Raw genomic sequence first — 16,183 nt, 5'->3', positions numbered from 1 at the left:
TTTAAGGGAAAAAGATTAATGGTATAATAAATCTGTAAACTTGACTGAAGAAAGGGTAAAGACTAAGCGTGATCGATTATTTCGACATAGCTTTGCAGGTAGCTATGTTATAATTAAAGTAATCGACTTTGAAGGGGGCTCTATCATGCGAATTGATGAACTATACACGAAACTCAATGAACTAGGTTTTATCGAAAATTATTATGTCGTCAATAAGAAGCATAATGATGAACCAGAAACGGAACGTGTGCTCAAAATTTATGATGATGAATTTAAATTAGCTGAGATCTATATTGATAAACCTTACATGTTAAGAACCAGCTATGGTGGTTTTGATGCCAGAAATCCTTTAGAAAAGCAAGCCCTACTCAAAATCTTAGTTGAATTTGCCTCTACACCAGTTAACCGGCGACAGAGTGAATTATATTTTGCCTACTATAATGATTTAAATAATATTTCTCATTATATTAAACGTTTGAGCAATGGTCGGTTAACCGATGAAATGATTCCGATGGCTTACTTTCGCACCCTAAACGATGAACAACTCAATGCCTATCTTTTTAACACGGCTGAGTTTGACGACTTCCCTAAGGATTATCAACCCCGTTTTACACCGGATTCTTTTGTTAAAGTACGCCCTTATGAAGAAATGATTGAACATTTAGAGGGACGTTACCCCCATGACGATGAATAGGGAATAATGACTACATTAAATTCTAAGCTAGAGCATGACAGAACCGACAATAAGAAAATAAAACAGTGATAAACGCTGAAAATGGGAAAAATTGAGGAGATTAGTATGGACGAACAACAGCAAAGTCTGTTAAATGATTTAAGTAAAAACTTTACGGGAAACTTTAAAGACGATATGACCTATATTGTTAGCAAGGTCAAGGATCATTTCCGTGATTTACAAGAGGATGAGGAATTACGTCAGCGGATTGAGAAAGTCCTCCTAGATGCTTATCCTGAAGAAGAGGAACCAATTTTACGTTTATGGACAGATTTGACGGATCGTTCTGATGACGATTTCATCCAACATATGAAAGAATTAATTGATGAAGGGAAGGCCACTGATGCCCAGTTTGAAATGAATCTCTTTATCAATGCCATGGAAGCTGACTTTATTGAGTATAAGCCTAAACCTAATGTAAAATATTATTCGATTAATGACTGGATCGACTTATTTATTTTCACTTGGTATGAACCCCAAACACTCGAATTGCGTCCAACCAAACGCGATTATTCCAAAATCTATAATTCCTACGCTGAAGTGCTGATGGCCGCTAATGAATGGCAGGAGGCCGCTGAAGCCTACAAGCAAGCCCTGCTTTGGAATCCTTATAATGCCAAAACTATTTTTAATCTGGCAGGGGTTTACCAATTGATGGAACAATACGGGATGAGCTTTGCGACGATTTTGAATGGTTTTCGCTACGCCGTAAGACGGGAAGATTTCTCCCGGGGTTATGCTTATCTGGCTTATTTTTATGAGAAAAAAGATGACCTAAAAACCGCGACTCAGTTATACTACTTGAGTTTAGCTTGGTCGGATAACTCCCGGGCCCAAGAACGCTTGGCGGTTATCGAAGAGGAAATGGGCTCCTTGGAGCCGGCCCTTGAAGGCGAAGCCCTTCAAAAATTTAAGAAAGATTACCGTATTAACAACTATCCGAATGCAGAAATGTTTAATGGACTCAAGGCCGCAGCCAGTCGGGCCATGGCCCTACATTCCTATGAAACCGCCTATGTTTATTACGGCCTCTATATGGACTTGGTTGACTCACCCGAAGACTATATTGTGAAGATGATCCGGGAACTGGATTACCGTTTGAAAGGTGACCAGGACTGTGAATAGGCTTATGTAGTTAGAGGACATCAATTGATAAAGAATAAAAAGTGCTTCAGACTAGTCTGATTTTCCTATAGGGAAGATCGACTGGCCTGAAGCACTTTTCCTTTGACTTAAAAGAGAGGCATTGAACCTAGTTTCTTAATGTTTACGAAGATCGTGAGGTGGGTAGTGGTAGTGTTTTTTGAATGCGCGGTAGAAGGAAGAATAGTCATTAAAACCCACCTTTTGCCAGGTGTTTTGGATCGATTCACCCTGGCTAATTAAGTCCTGGGCCCGTTCTAATCGTTTGTTGATGATGTATTGGTGGAGGGTGGAATGGTAAAATTCTTCAAACAAACGATTGAGGGTGGAGCTACTATAAGCAAAGCGCTTGGAAATGAGCGATAAGGGCAAGTCTTCAGCCAGGTGACTGTCAATAAATTGGGCAATGGCGGTGGCCAATTCATAACGTTGGTCACGAATATGGGGGTGGAGGTGTTTTTGCTCAAATAAATGACAGCAGTCCACCAGTAATTGACAGGTTAAGGCGAAAAGTCGCTTTTGTTGGAGCTGGGTCTTGGCATAGGATTGGGTTTGGTTCATTTCAGTAAGTACCTGGTTGAGGTATTTCCAATCATGACGGTCAACACTTAAAATCTGCATCTTAGCAAAGAGTTGATTAATTTCAGGAGTAGCGATAAAGCTATCACTGACCGCTTCTAAGTAGGGGTCACCAATAGCCAGAAGAAAGCCTAGATGTTCCTGGTCTTTGTCGATCTTATCAGTCTTAAAGTTGATCCGGATATTAGCAGGGAGGGAAACGACCTGCTGGCTTTGGAGAGTTAAACTTTGGTTGGGCGTTTGGAGTTCTAAAGCTTTTTGGCTAAAGAGCATCTCCTGACGGTGATACAGGGAACGATTATAGGTCAGCAAATTGTCTTTTTTTAAAGCAGTGACTTTGATCCGGTAGGGAACTGATAAGAGTGACATAAAGTGAGACTCCTTTTTGTGTTCTATTATTAATAAAGTATTTTAATATAAATACCGAGTCAAGTAAATCGATAATAAAAGGGCTGAGACTCTTGCCTCAGCCCTTTCTTATAATTTGAAGGCATTAAATGATGCCTAGGGAATGCATTTCAGCTTTAATTTTTTCGACTAATTCACTATCCGGAGCCGTTAAAGGTAGGCGGGTAGGTCCCACATTAAAACCAAGTAAGGCTACCGCTGCCTTGATTGGAATAGGGTTCGGTTCAGCAAAGAGCAAGTCAATCAGTGGTTTGTAGTCGGCTTGAATCTTTCTTGCGGTTTTGAAGTCACTCTTTAGTGCCGCATGGGTCATTTGATTAACGGCTTTGGGCGCAATATTAGCTAAAACCGAAATAACCCCTTTTGCCCCTAAACTCATTAATGGCACGATGGTATCATCATTGCCAGAATAGAAATCGATGGCTTCACCGACAGCATGTAAGTTATCGACAGAATGGTTAAAGTTACCGGTAGCATCTTTTAAGGCCACAATATTATCTACCTTAGCTAATTCTTTAAGGGTTTCCGGTTGAATGGTCATTCCCGTTCTTCCTGGTACGTCATAGAGGATCACGGGAATATCTACTGCTCCAGCGATGGCGTGGTAGTGTTCAATGAGGCCTTGTTGACTGGTTTTTAAGTAGTAGGGAGTAACAGAAAGAATGGCATCCGCACCGACTGCTTCACAATCTTTGGTTAATTGGACGCCGTGGCGGGTATCATTGGAGCCCGCACCGGCAATGACAGGAACGCGTCCATTAACATAATCTACCGCAAACTTAATGACTTCAACTTGTTCTTCGTCGGTTTGAGTGGAAGCTTCACCAGTTGTGCCGTCGATAATGAGGGCGTCAGTACCAGCGTCAATTTGAAAGTCGATTAATTCTTTGAATACATCAAAATTAACCTTTTTTTCTGCCGTATCCTCATAGGGTGTCACCAAAGCAACGCCTGAACCAGTATAAATTGACATATCTAACCCCTCCGTTTAATAATTATAAATATTGAATTGTGTGGAATATTATTAACAATTAATTTAGCACGCTAGCAGGGCTTTGTCAATTGCCTTTATGAGTAGACATAGGTGCGTGGAACCCGTTCGCTAATACCACAAGTAATTTCATAGGCAATAGTATGGTTATATAAGGCCAGGTCCCAGGCCGAAATGTGATTGCCTTGGTCATCGCTACCAATCAAGGTGACTTTTTCGTGGAGGGGAAGTTCTTTAGGGAGAGCGACCATGCATTGGTCCATGCATACCCGCCCCACAATTGGACACTTGTAACCAGCAATCAAGACTTCAAAGCCAGAGGAAGACCTTGGTAGCCCATCAGCATAGCCAATTGGAAGGGTTCCAATCCATTGATCCGATTCAGTGGTGTAGGTCGCTCCATAGCTAATCGATTCGCCAGCTTGTAATTTTTTGACATAGACTAATTCACTTTCCAGGGTGAAGGCCGGTTTTAGTGGCATATCCTCTGGAAGGGCAAAATCGGGGCCGGCGGGACTTTCCCCATATAAACCAATCCCTAGGCGGACGATGTCCATGGTTTTTTCTGGATACCAGAGGGCTAGTGCCGTGTTGGACCGGTGAATGAGGGGCTTCTTATTAAGGTGAGAAAAATCTAAGGCCTGGATAAAGTCTTCAAAACGCTGGGATTGCTTAGCGACATAATCTTGATCCTGGACTTTGTTACTATCAGCAGTGGCATAATGGGTAAAAATTCCGTCTAATTCAAAAGCTTCTTGGTGGTCACTGATATAGTCGATAATTTCCTGGCCCGCCTGACTATCCCGCAAACCAATCCGCCCCATTCCCGAATCCACCTTGAGATGTAGTTTTAAAGGGGGGAATTCTTGGTCTGTTGGGTGTTGGGCGTAAGCCGCTTTTAACCAAGCTAAAGACGAGATGGTCAGACTGATATCGTGCTCTGCATGGAGCCAGGCATCTTCAACCTCGGTGATCCCTAAAATGAGGATAGGAGCCTGGATACCGGCTTCTCTAAGGGCCAGAGCTTCATCAGTGACAGCCACGCAAAAGCCATCTGCCCCGGCTTCAGTGAGGGCTTTTGCAATTGGAATAGAGCCGTGACCATAGGCATCTGCTTTAATCACTGCATATGTCTTGGCTTTAGGGCTAAAGGCATGTTTAAATAGTAGGTAGTTATCAACAATATTTGGAATTGAAACAACAACCCGAGTAGGGCGATGTTCGCCACAAATCATAAAAATTCTCCTTTCAAGGACTTTTCATCGTAGCTATATTTTAGCATAAATCGGGTCAGGAGCATTAGATTTGTCGAGGCGTAGAGGGAGGCTATATGATTAGAATTTGTTTTGTATGTTTGGGTAATATTTGTCGCTCACCCATGGCAGAGGCCTTGATGCGTGAAGCAGTCAAAAAGAACCACTGGGAGGGAGTGGTTCAGGTTGAATCAGCAGCTATTTCTGACTGGGAAATAGGTAATGGTGTCCACCCAGGCAGCCGTCAAATCTTGGAGCGGGAAGGGATTCCATGGGAGGACTTGATCTCTTCTCCTCTAACTGAAGAAATTATTCAAGAGGCAGATTTATTAATCGGGATGGATGACCAAAATATTGCCGATATCAAGCGGCTAGGCGCTGACCCCGAAAGGGTTTTCCGCCTCATGGATTTCACCGACCAAGGCGGCATTATTGATGACCCCTGGTATACCGGAAAATTTGAATTAACTTTCGAGAAAGTCAGCCAAGGCATTCAAGGGCTCTGTGACTATCTCAAGGAGAATTATCCCCAGCAATTAAATTAATCATTTTGAGAATATGTTTTAAAGCGATAAAAAGGCTCCCCCTCGAGTGATCGAGCAGGAGCCTTTTACTTTGGCGTATGTATTCAATGAATTCTATTGGACGGCTTTTAATAGGGCTTGAACCCGGTCGGTTTTTTCCCAAGGGAAGTAGCCCTTATCGCTAGGACGACCAAAGTGGCCGTAAGTAGCGGTTGGTTGATAGATGGGCCGGCGCAAATCTAAACTATTGATAATACCAGATGGGGACAGTGGGAAGATTTCACGGATGGCTTCTAATAAGCGGTCTTCAGAAACTGTCCCGGTTTCAAAAGTATCGACAGCGATAGATACCGGTTCGCTGACTCCAATGGCGTAGGCGAGTTGGACTTCACAAGCCTTAGCTAGGCCGGCAGCAACAATGTTTTTAGCAATATAGCGGGCCATATAAGAGGCTGACCGGTCCACTTTAGTGGCATCCTTTCCGGAAAAGGCTCCACCACCATGACGGGCTGCGCCGCCGTAGGTATCCACAATAATCTTGCGGCCGGTTAATCCGGAATCGCCCTTAGGTCCGCCAATAACAAAGCGGCCAGTCGGATTAATATAGTACTTGGTATTTTGATCCAATAGGGAAGCTGGAATCACCGGTTTAATGATGTATTCCTTAACATCTTGGTGGATTTGTTTTTGGGTAATTTCTTCTGCATGTTGGGTAGAAAGTACGATCGTGTCCACGCGGAAGGGTCTGCCTGCATCATCCAATTCAACTGTTACCTGGGTTTTGCCGTCTGGACGTAAGTAAGGCAGTAAGCCACTGTGGCGGGCATAGGCCAAACGTTCAGTTAGACGGTGGGCTAGAGTGATAGCTAGAGGCATATATTCCTCAGTTTCATCACAGGCGTAACCAAACATCAACCCTTGGTCACCAGCACCTAAGGACTCAATGGCTTCTTCAGCGGCCAAACTATCGTCTTCTTTCCGGGCTTCAAGGGAAATGTCAACCCCTTGGGCGATATCAGGAGATTGTTGGTCAATGGCCACCATCACTGATAAGTTCTCAGCGTCAAAGCCAAACTTACCACGCCGGTAACCAATTTTAGTCACAGTATCACGAACAATTTTTTGGTAATTCAGGACGGCTTTAGTAGAGATTTCTCCAAAAATAAAAACTAAGCCAGTATTTACGATGGTTTCACATGCTACCCGACTGTTAGGATCTTGGGCAATAGCGGCGTCCAGAATAGCATCACTCATTTGGTCGGCTACCTTGTCAGGATGTCCTTCTGTGACACTTTCACTAGTAAATAATCTTTTTTCTTTTGACATAGGAACCTCCTAGTTCTCTTGATTTCTCTAGTATCATAGCATACAAGGGTCAATTTGTATCTAAGAAAGTGATTTCAAGGAAGAGTGCAAGTAGAGATTTTTTTCTGTCTGCCTTGATAGGGCCTGTGTTGAATTTCCAAGAAATTAAAGGTAAACTAATCTATACTAATGTTTAAAGTCACAGCTTTTATTTAAGGGTGGTGTGTGGATGAAACGCCGGGATTACAGACAAGCAAAAAAAGCTTATGAAAAAGAAAAACAAAACCAAACCAAGGGCGACAATGAAGTTAAGGATCCTTTGTATAACCAAGCAACCACCGAATTTAATAGTGATGATTTTCGTGACTTATCTTTTGATGACCAAGAACTTCATGACCAAGATACTAATGAAATCTTCTTTGAAAAGCAAAAACGCCGCCAATGGCAATGGTCGTCACCTAACAAGGGGGCTTCTCGTTTCATTGTTTTACTCTTAGCCATCCTAGCAATTATTGTGGCGGTCCTAGTGATGCCCATCTTGGTCAACTTTTTCCGCCAGGTGGTTACCTTTATTTAGTAAGCTAATAACATTTAAATATAATGCCAAGCAAAAAGGAGACTGGAATCAAGGTTCTAGCCTCCTTTTTTTGTCTCCTGTTTTACTATTCTGAAATTGTTCTAGTCACAGGACGAACGTCCGCTTCAAGCCTTTAATGGCGTCCTTACATCCTATCCTTTATTTTGGTTCAATGATTTGTGCTTGACGGGGGTAGTGGTTGATGACTTCGGGGCCCTCTTCATGGGCGATGACTAGGTCTTCGATTCTGACTGCGGTATTACCGGTTAGGTAGATTCCTGGTTCTACTGAGAAGATATTCCCAGCCTGGATAGGGGTTTGGTTGACTTGGGAGACGTCCCCTTTTTCATGGCATTCTCGGCCGATAAAGTGGCCAATCCGGTGGGTAAAGTAAGGGCCGTATCCGGCTTGGTCAATATGGTTTCGCCCAGCCAGGTCCACTTCGGCCAAGGCTTGTCCTACTTGGGCCGCTTTAATTCCCCGAGCTTGGGCTTCTTCAACAATTTGGTGGATTTCTAGTGCTTCCTTAGCCGGTTGGCCATAATAAACCGTCCGGGTCATGTCAGAACAGTAATAGTTATGACGGCAACCGATGTCTATGACTACGGAGTCCCCCAGCTCTGGTTTAGAGTGGTCAGGCACATGGTGGGGGTCGGCTCCATTAGGCCCATAGGCAATGATCGGCTCAAAGCTGAGGCCTTGGTTGGCTCCTTCTTCGACAAAGATTTTCTTCAACTGTTCGCAAGCCTCAATCTCACTATAGCCATAAGGAATCACTTCTTCAATCATCCGCTTCATCGCCCTGTCGGTGATGGCAGAGACTTCCCGCATGGCTGCCATTTCCTCTTCCGATTTGATGGCCCGTTGTTGGTCAACGATATCACTGGTCAGTAACCAGTTAAAGCTTGGGTAGGCTTCCATTAAGGGCAATAACCAGCCCGCAATCAGATGTTTATCGACACCAACGCTTGCACCTTCTGCCAGGTCTTTAAATACTTTGGTTTTTTCAAAGGCTTCAACGATACTATCGCCGTCTTTAATCCAAACCACCTGGCCTTTGTCAGGTTCTTCGAAGACAAAGAGTTCATTGGCAATTAAAACCGGCTCTTGGTCAGCTTGGGCGATCATTAACCAGATTCTCTCATTGGGATCGAATTCGATATTGAAGTAATAAGAAATGGCATAGGGGTCACTAATTACTAAGCGACTAATGCCTTGAGATTTGAGATTGTCTTGTAAAATGTCTAAACGTTGGTAGCTATGATTAGTCATTTTCTTCCTCCTTTTTTGCTTGACAATGAGTCCTTATTCATAGACTTTGAAGCCTAAAAAAAGATCCTCCGTTGTCAGACTATTTGGCTTATTATAGCATAAATTTGCCTGGTCTTTACAGGTATTCAAAGTCAGTAAGATGTGCTAAACTGGAAATAAAAGTAAGCGTTTCACAAGGCCTGACTTGGCGCTAATTAGGAAGTGAGAATTCATGGTAAAAATAGACTATAAACAATATGTTGACGCATTAATAAAAGATATTCAAAACTTGGTCCAAATTCCTTCGGTCAGAAATTTGGACCAGGCTAGTGAAGGGGCCCCCTATGGCCCCGCTATTGCTCAAGCGGTGGATTGGTTAGAAGACAAGGCCCAATCAGATGGTTTCGAGACAAAAAATTACCAGGGGCATGTTCTAAGCATTGAGCCTAAAAATAATGGTCAAGGTCAGCGGGTTGAAATCGCCTGTCACTTGGATGTGGTGGATGTGGCTGCTGGTTGGGAGGATGATCCCTTCTCCGGGAAAATCGTGGATAACCGCCTTTATGGCCGGGGCAGCGATGACATGAAAAGGGCTGATATGCTGGTTTACTATGCCTTAAAAATTATCCGTGACTACCAAATTCCCCTCAAAAATCAATTAGTATGGCTTTACGGGACCGATGAAGAATGCAATATGGATGATATGAAATACTTCCGTCAACAGGCCCCTGAGCCTAGCTTTGCCTTTACCCCTGATGGGAATTTTCCACTCTCCATTGGGGAAAAAGGAGCGCTCACTTGGACCATTAGTGGGCAATGGCCGGCAGATTCCTTGGTCCATAGCATCAAGGGTGGGGAAGGAGCCAATGTAGTGGCTTCTTCCTGCCAAATCGCTCTCAAGGCTAATAACCCTGAGGCGGCTGAAGCCTATTGTCAAGCCAAGGGCTGGTCGGCCAAGGTGGTTAGCGACAGCGAATTGGTCGTTATCCAGGTCAAGGGGAAGGCGGCCCATTCTTCGGTTCCTGAATTAGGGGACAATGCTATTGTTCGAGCCTTAGATATTGCGGCTAATGCCTATGGCGACAACTATGCTAGCCAGCTCCTTGACCGGATCGGGGCCAGTGATGGCTCTGGTTTAGGTATTGACTCAGCTACAGAAAAAATGGGGGCCTTAACCTTTAACCTAGGTATCTTAACTCTTGATGGTAAGGGAGCTTACCAGATGGAAGTCGATATCCGCTACCCAGATGCCTGGACTAGTGAACAACTCTATGACCGGGTTAAAGGTCACTTCTCAGAGGCTCACTTTGAGACCACTTTTGATGTTCCTTGGACCTTGGTGGATGCTAAGCGACCAGCCATCCAGGCTCTGCTCAAGCAATTTGAAGAAGTCTTCCCTTCAGAAGACCAAGCTCCAGCTGTCAGTGGTGGGGTGACCTACAGTAAATATATTCCCAATTGTGTGGGCTTTGGCGCTGCGATGGCTGATGACCCCACAGTCGCCCACCAAGCCAATGAATGGATTGACTTAAGTAATTTAGAAGATTTGCTCCGACTCTACACCCAAGTCATTATTGAATTAGGACAAATGGAAGACTTATAAACACGAAATTGAAACTAGAGATAGAAGTTTCTGACTGAATGAATTAGAAAGCCCTAATTAGATCCCTATTCCAAAAGTTAGTTCTACCTTCTCATAAAAAAGGCGACAAATTCTATCTTAGATTTGTCGTCTTTTTTTAAAGCATATTGCTGTTTTGTCGGACTTGTCGCACTATTTTCTTTATGTTTATTTATAAAAACTTTAAATAATCTTTTATAAGTTATTGCTTTTTTCCTCCCCGAGGCGTATATTTTTGGATAACTTACTTTGAGGAGGTAAAGAAAATGAAGGTAAGAAAATTAGTTATAAGTTTATTGTCCCTTTCAGCTCTTGCTTTAGCGGGCTGTAGTCAAAATAGTAAGGCTAATGAGAAGATCGTTCACCTCACCGAGGCTCAGGAAATCTCCACCCTAGACTCGTCCACGGTTGAAGATACAGGAAGCTCTGCTTACATTGGCCATATGCAAGACCCCTTGTACTGGGAAGACGAAAATAATAATGTTACTCCAGCCTTGGCTAAGGAAATGCCAGAGAAGTCTGAAGATGGTTTAACCTACACCATCAAGATGCGCGACGATGCCAAATGGTCCAATGGAGACCCCATTACCGCCCACGACTTTGTTTATGCGGTCCAACGTCTAGCCAACCCAGCAACTGGGGCTTCTTATGCCTACTTAGTGGAAAACTTCGAAAATGCTGAAGAAGTCCTCAAAGGCGACCGTCCCGTGGAAGACTTGGGAGTTAAAGCCTTAGATGACCATACTGTCGAAATTAAGTTAACCAAACCAACCCCATACATGGAGCACTTACTTGCCTTCACTAATTTCTCACCATTAAATAAGAAATTCGTGGAAGAAAAGGGCGATGCATACGGAAGCAATTCCGACAATGTTCTCGCCAGTGGTCCTTTCAAGGTCGAAGACTGGGATGGTACTGGGCTTAACTGGAAATTAGTCAAGAACCCCGACTATTATAATGCTGACAAGGTTAAAATCGATGGTGCCGATGTCCAAGTTATCAAGGAAATCTCTACCCGGGTGAACCTATTTGAAAATGGTGAAGTCGACAACACCATTTTGAGTGGTGAATTAGTCCGCCAATACAAGGATAATCCTAACTTGAAATTCAAACCTAAGGCTTCAATTTCCTACATCGGTGTCAACCACAAGAATCCATTGCTGGCTAATAAGGACTTCCGTCTCGCCCTTGACTACGCCTTGGATAATAAAGAATATACCGAACAAATCCTAGCTACCGGCTCAACCCCAATTTCAACCTTTGTGCCTAAAGGTTTAGTCAAGAACCCAGAAACCGGGGCTGACTTAGTGGATGATGCCAATATCGAGCCAAAAGTTGATGTTAACAAGGCCCAAGAACTCTGGGAAAAGGCTAAAGCCGCTGTTCCACAAGATTCCTACCGCCTACGTATCTTATCTTCTGACGATGAAGGCTCCAAGCGTGTGGGTGAATACTTCCAAGGACAATTAGAAAATAAATTACCTGGCCTCAAAGTAGACTTGATTACTGTCCCTGGTAAGAACCGGATTGCTGCACAAAGATCAGGGGACTTCGACTTGGTTCTCGCTGGTTGGTTGGGAGACTATGCTGATGCTTCTAACTTCCTTGACCTCTTCAAGACCGGGAATCCAAATAATGACGTTAAGTACTCAAATCCAAAATATGACGAATTGTTAAATAAGGCTGCTGACCAAGATGCCAATGATCCACAAGCCCGCTACAATGACTTCTTAGAAGCTCAAAAGCTTCTTGCTGAAGATGAAGCTGTCATTGTTCTTAACCAAGGGGTAACCGCTGAATTACGTAACCCACGTGTCAAAGGGGCGACCTACCGTTCCGTTGGTAATGAATTTGACTACCGTACCGCGACGATTGATAATTCAGCTGCTGAAAAATAATTTCAAGTAAATAAGTACTTCACTAAGCAGGAGTAGTTTCCCTGACGCATTAGAGACAGGGGGGACTGCCCCTGTTTTTTGTTTTTACTGATTTTGTATATGAAATTAGCAAAAAATATGTAAATTTGCAGAAAACGCTCACAATGTATCTTTTTGTACTAAAAATTAGTGAAAATGATTGATTTTTCTGACAGTTTAGGGTATATTATCCCATACGAATTATATTTATTTTAGGGGAGGAAAAATATTATTATGAAGTTTAAGAAACTCGCTGTGACGGTCTTAGCTTCTGCAGCCTTAGTACTTAGTGGCTGTGGGCAGGGCCAAAGCCAAAACCAGAATGTTATTCGTCGGACTGAATTACAGGAAATGACTACCCTAGACTCTACCCGGGTAGATGACGTGCAAAGTGCCAACTACATTGGTCACATGCAAGATCCATTATATTGGGAAGATGAAAATAACGAAGTGCATCCGGCTTTAGCCAAGGAAATGCCAGAAAAGTCTGAAGACGGCTTAACTTACACCGTTAAGATGCGCGATGACGCTAAATGGTCCAATGGAGACCCTGTCACCGCGCACGACTTTGTCTATGCTGTCCAACGCTTAGCCAATCCAGAAACTGGGGCTACCTATGCTTACTTAGTGGAAAACTTCGAAAATGCGGAAGAAGTGCTAAAAGGCGACCGCCCAGTAGAAGATTTAGGAGTAAAAGCCTTAGACGATTACACCATTGAAATCAAATTATCTCGTCCAACCCCATACATGAAACACCTATTAGCCTTCACTACCTTCTCGCCACTTAACCAAAAATATGTGGAAGAAAAAGGTGATGACTACGGAACCAATTCCGATAATGTCTTAGCCAATGGGCCTTTCAAGGTGGAAGACTGGGATGGTACCGGCTTAACTTGGAAATTAGTCAAGAATGACGACTACTATAATGCTGACCAAGTGAAAGTGGACGGCGCTGAAGTCCAAGTCATTAAAGAAGACTCCACTACCGTGAACCTCTTTGAAAATGGGGAAGTGGATAACGCGCTCTTACGTGGTGAATTAGTCCGTCAATATAGTGACCATCCACACCTAGAATACCGTCCAACTGCTTCAACCTACTACATCGAGTTGAACCAAGAAAATCCATTATTAGCCAATAAAGACTTCCGTGAAGCCTTAAATTATGCCATCGATAATAAGGAATACGCTGAACAAATTAAAGCAGACGGCTCCGTCCCACTAAGTACCTTAGTGCCTAATGACCTGGTACACAACCCTGAAACGGGAGAAGATTTCACCAAGGACGCTGGCATTGAACCAAAATATGACCCTGAAAAGGCCAAAGAACTCTGGGAAAAAGTTCAAAAAGAACTGCCACAAGACTCTTACAGCATTCGTTTACTCTCTTCCGATGACGAAGGGTCTAAGCAAGTGGGTGAATACCTCCAAGGTCAAATCCAAAATAACCTCCCTGGCTTAAAAGTTGACTTAATCACTGTGCCAGGTAAAAACCGGATTGCCCAACAAAATGCTGGGGACTTTGATATGGCCATTTCTGGCTGGTTGGCTGACTATGCCGATGCCTCAAACTTCCTTGACTTATTCACGACTGGTCACTCGAATAACCATGGCAACTATTCTAATCCAGCCTATGACCAATTATTAGAAAAAGCGGCCAATGAAGATGCTAATGACCCTCAAGCGCGTTACAACGACTTCATTGAAGCACAACGTCTCTTAGCCGCTGATGAAGCAACAATTGTTTTATCACAAAAACAAGATGCTGAACTCCGCAACCCACGTGTTCAAGGCATCACTTACCGTCCTGTAGGAAATGAATTTGACATCCGTACAGCGACTATTGATAATTCTGCCAATGAATAACAGCTAAATGGCTGACTTTAACAGGCGCCACTACTTTCGAGTAGGGCGTCTTTTTTGTTTTTCTGCTTATAAAGGGTGATCACTTCTTATAAAAGGAAGCTTTTTCAAAAAACAGCTGTATTTATTCATTTTAAAAGTATTCAAAATAGTTTGACAATTTATCTCTAATAGGGTATTTTATTAGTTAAATAAATTTTTAAGGGGAGATAAATATGAAAGTTAAACGTAGTGCTTTGCTCCTTGCCACGGCTGCTAGCCTTTTCTTGGCAGCTTGCAGTGGACAAGAAAGTGCAGGAAACAAGAGTGGAAAAAATTCGACCATTAACTATGCTGTTAACACCGAACTATCGACACTCGATTCTGGGACTGTAATGGATATTAACGCGGCCAATTATATTGGCTTAGTCCAGGAAGGGCTCTATTGGGAAAATGAAAAGAATGAAGTCCAACCAGCCTTAGCCAAGGAAATGCCAGAAAAATCAGAAGACGGTTTGACTTATACCGTTAAGATGCGTGACGATGCCAAGTGGTCGAACGGGGACCCTGTGACTGCCCATGACTTTGTCTATGCCATTCGACGCCTGGCTGATCCTAAAACAGGGGCGGCTTACTCCTATCTCTTAGAGAACTTTGTCAATGGCCCAGAAATTGCTGATGGCAAGAAGGCCCCTGAAGAAATTGGCGTAAAAGCCTTAGATGACCATACCATTGAAATTAACTTGTCCAAACCGACGCCATATTTGGAACATCTCTTATCCTTTGTACCTTTCTTCCCAACTAACCAAAAATTCGTGGAAGAAAAGGGTGACCGTTATGGTAGCTCAGCCGAAAACTCGATTGCTAGCGGCCCATACAAGATGGTGGAATGGGACGGATCGGGCTTAGAATGGAAATTGGAAAAGAATCCAGACTACTATAACAAGGACCAAGTCAAAGTGGATAATATTGACGTCCAAGTGATGAAAGAAGTCTCAACAAACGTTAACCTCTTTGATTCTAAGAAAGTCGACAATTCCCTGTTGACCGGTGAAACCGTTAAACAATTTGCTGACCATCCTAATGCTGTTCAACAAGAGAAAGCTCGGACCCGTTACTTACAACTTAACTATGAGAACAAGGTCTTAACTAACCGTAACTTCCGTCAAGCTGTTGACTATGCGATCGATAATGATGAATTGACCCAAAAAATTATTGGGGACGGTTCTAAAGGACTTTCAACCTTTGTGCCAGAAAACTTTGTCGCTAACCCTGAAACCGGGGAAGACTTCGTCAGCGAATACGGTAATGAAAAATTTGCAGATAAAGACAAGGCCAAAGAATATTGGGAAAAGGCCAAGTCTGAACTCAGTCAAGACCAAGTGACTATCCGCTTACTGGCTGATGATGATGAGAAGTCTAAGAAGGAATCCCAATATATCCAAGGACAAATTGAAGAAAATATGCCAGGAGTTAAGGTAGAAATTACTAACGTTCCTAAGAAGAACCGAATGAAGCAAGTGGCTGAGGGGAATTTTGACCTTGTTATCACCGGTTGGGGAGCTGACTATGCTGATGCAAGCAACTTCTATGACCTTTTCAAATCTGATAATTTCTACAACCAAGGGCACTATAAGAATCCTGAATATGATAAGGTCGTAGAAAGAGCAGGCAACCAAGATGCTAACGACCCTAAGACACGTTGGGAAGACTTTAAAGAAGCTCAAAAGATTCTCTCTGATGACAAAGCAGTCTTAGTTCTCTATCAAGAAGTAGAAACCCAATTACGTAATCCAAATCTTAAGGGCATTACTTTCCGCCCAGTCAACCTCGAATATGACTTCAGAACCGCTTACTTTGAATAAGAAATCTGGATTTAAATAATGAAGTATAGATATCCTTCAACTAATCAAGCTTGATCTATAAAATTGAAGGGTGAATGAGGCAAAATTAAAAAGAGGCTCTAGCAAGCCTCTTTTGTCTTTGTTAGAATATATCACGTAAGGAATACTATGATAAGATTTCTATACACTCAAACAGATA

General features: G+C 43.0%; 13 protein-coding genes. 8 read left to right on the top strand and 5 right to left on the bottom strand.

Annotated features, from left to right (window positions below; translation table 11 throughout):
• The first annotated feature begins 145 nt into the window (after positions 1–145).
• Complete coding sequence (locus tag JFU01_RS03045) at positions 146–694, top strand: hypothetical protein (RefSeq protein ID WP_064292986.1); 549 nt, start codon at positions 146–148, stop codon at positions 692–694.
• A 105-nt stretch (positions 695–799) separates the two neighbouring features.
• Positions 800–1,858: a tetratricopeptide repeat protein gene (locus JFU01_RS03040; protein ID WP_195855968.1), complete on the top strand. Its 1,059-nt coding sequence runs from the start codon at positions 800–802 to the stop codon at positions 1,856–1,858.
• A gap of 135 nt (positions 1,859–1,993) precedes the next feature.
• Here JFU01_RS03040 and JFU01_RS03035 read toward each other — a convergent pair whose 3' ends face one another.
• The 3 genes from JFU01_RS03035 to alr all read right to left on the bottom strand — a co-directional run bounded on the left by JFU01_RS03035 (position 1,994) and on the right by alr (position 5,089).
• A complete protein-coding gene (locus JFU01_RS03035; protein WP_195855969.1) occupies positions 1,994–2,824 on the bottom strand; it encodes a helix-turn-helix domain-containing protein in 831 nt (276 codons plus the stop codon).
• Positions 2,825–2,948: 124 nt separating this feature from the next.
• On the bottom strand, positions 2,949–3,836 hold the full coding sequence (gene dapA, locus JFU01_RS03030) for a 4-hydroxy-tetrahydrodipicolinate synthase (protein ID WP_195855970.1): 888 nt from the start codon (positions 3,834–3,836) through the stop codon (positions 2,949–2,951).
• A gap of 95 nt (positions 3,837–3,931) precedes the next feature.
• Positions 3,932–5,089 (bottom strand): alanine racemase, encoded by a 1,158-nt coding sequence (alr, locus tag JFU01_RS03025; protein ID WP_195855971.1) that lies wholly within the window; start codon positions 5,087–5,089, stop codon positions 3,932–3,934.
• Positions 5,090–5,184: 95 nt separating this feature from the next.
• On the opposite strand from alr, the gene JFU01_RS03020 reads away from it, so the two are divergent.
• Positions 5,185–5,652, top strand: a complete 468-nt coding sequence (locus tag JFU01_RS03020) for a low molecular weight protein-tyrosine-phosphatase (RefSeq protein WP_195855972.1) — start codon at positions 5,185–5,187, stop codon at positions 5,650–5,652.
• Positions 5,653–5,745: 93 nt separating this feature from the next.
• On the opposite strand, the gene metK is transcribed toward JFU01_RS03020, so the two are convergent.
• Positions 5,746–6,957, bottom strand: coding sequence for a methionine adenosyltransferase (metK, locus tag JFU01_RS03015; protein WP_198434180.1), 1,212 nt, complete (start codon positions 6,955–6,957; stop codon positions 5,746–5,748).
• Positions 6,958–7,165: 208 nt separating this feature from the next.
• Here metK and JFU01_RS03010 point away from each other — a divergent pair, with 208 nt between their 5' ends.
• The gene (locus JFU01_RS03010) at positions 7,166–7,513 is read left to right on the top strand and encodes a hypothetical protein (RefSeq protein WP_195855973.1); all 348 of its coding nucleotides are present in this window, start codon (positions 7,166–7,168) and stop codon (positions 7,511–7,513) included.
• A 159-nt stretch (positions 7,514–7,672) separates the two neighbouring features.
• Here JFU01_RS03010 and JFU01_RS03005 read toward each other — a convergent pair whose 3' ends face one another.
• Positions 7,673–8,785, bottom strand: a complete 1,113-nt coding sequence (locus JFU01_RS03005) for a M24 family metallopeptidase (protein ID WP_195855974.1) — start codon at positions 8,783–8,785, stop codon at positions 7,673–7,675.
• 211 nt (positions 8,786–8,996) lie between these two features.
• Here JFU01_RS03005 and JFU01_RS03000 point away from each other — a divergent pair, with 211 nt between their 5' ends.
• The 4 genes from JFU01_RS03000 (at position 8,997) to JFU01_RS02985 (ending at position 16,005) form a co-directional block, all read left to right on the top strand.
• Positions 8,997–10,367 carry a Sapep family Mn(2+)-dependent dipeptidase gene (locus JFU01_RS03000; RefSeq protein ID WP_195855975.1) on the top strand — a complete coding sequence of 457 codons (1,371 nt, stop codon included), beginning with the start codon at positions 8,997–8,999 and terminating at the stop codon, positions 10,365–10,367.
• Between the two features lie 284 nt (positions 10,368–10,651).
• On the top strand, positions 10,652–12,283 hold the full coding sequence (locus JFU01_RS02995; RefSeq protein ID WP_195855976.1) for a peptide ABC transporter substrate-binding protein: 1,632 nt from the start codon (positions 10,652–10,654) through the stop codon (positions 12,281–12,283).
• Between the two features lie 252 nt (positions 12,284–12,535).
• Complete coding sequence (locus tag JFU01_RS02990; protein ID WP_195855977.1) at positions 12,536–14,164, top strand: peptide ABC transporter substrate-binding protein; 1,629 nt, start codon at positions 12,536–12,538, stop codon at positions 14,162–14,164.
• A gap of 212 nt (positions 14,165–14,376) precedes the next feature.
• Positions 14,377–16,005: a peptide ABC transporter substrate-binding protein gene (locus JFU01_RS02985; RefSeq protein WP_195855978.1), complete on the top strand. Its 1,629-nt coding sequence runs from the start codon at positions 14,377–14,379 to the stop codon at positions 16,003–16,005.
• Positions 16,006–16,183: the final 178 nt, after the last annotated feature.

The organism is Aerococcus sp. Group 2, from assembly GCF_905125285.1.
Lineage (GTDB): Bacteria > Bacillota > Bacilli > Lactobacillales > Aerococcaceae > Aerococcus > Aerococcus urinae_E.
The sequence above is the reverse complement of the archived record's forward strand: the minus strand, read 5'-3'. Positions and strand labels throughout refer to the sequence as shown.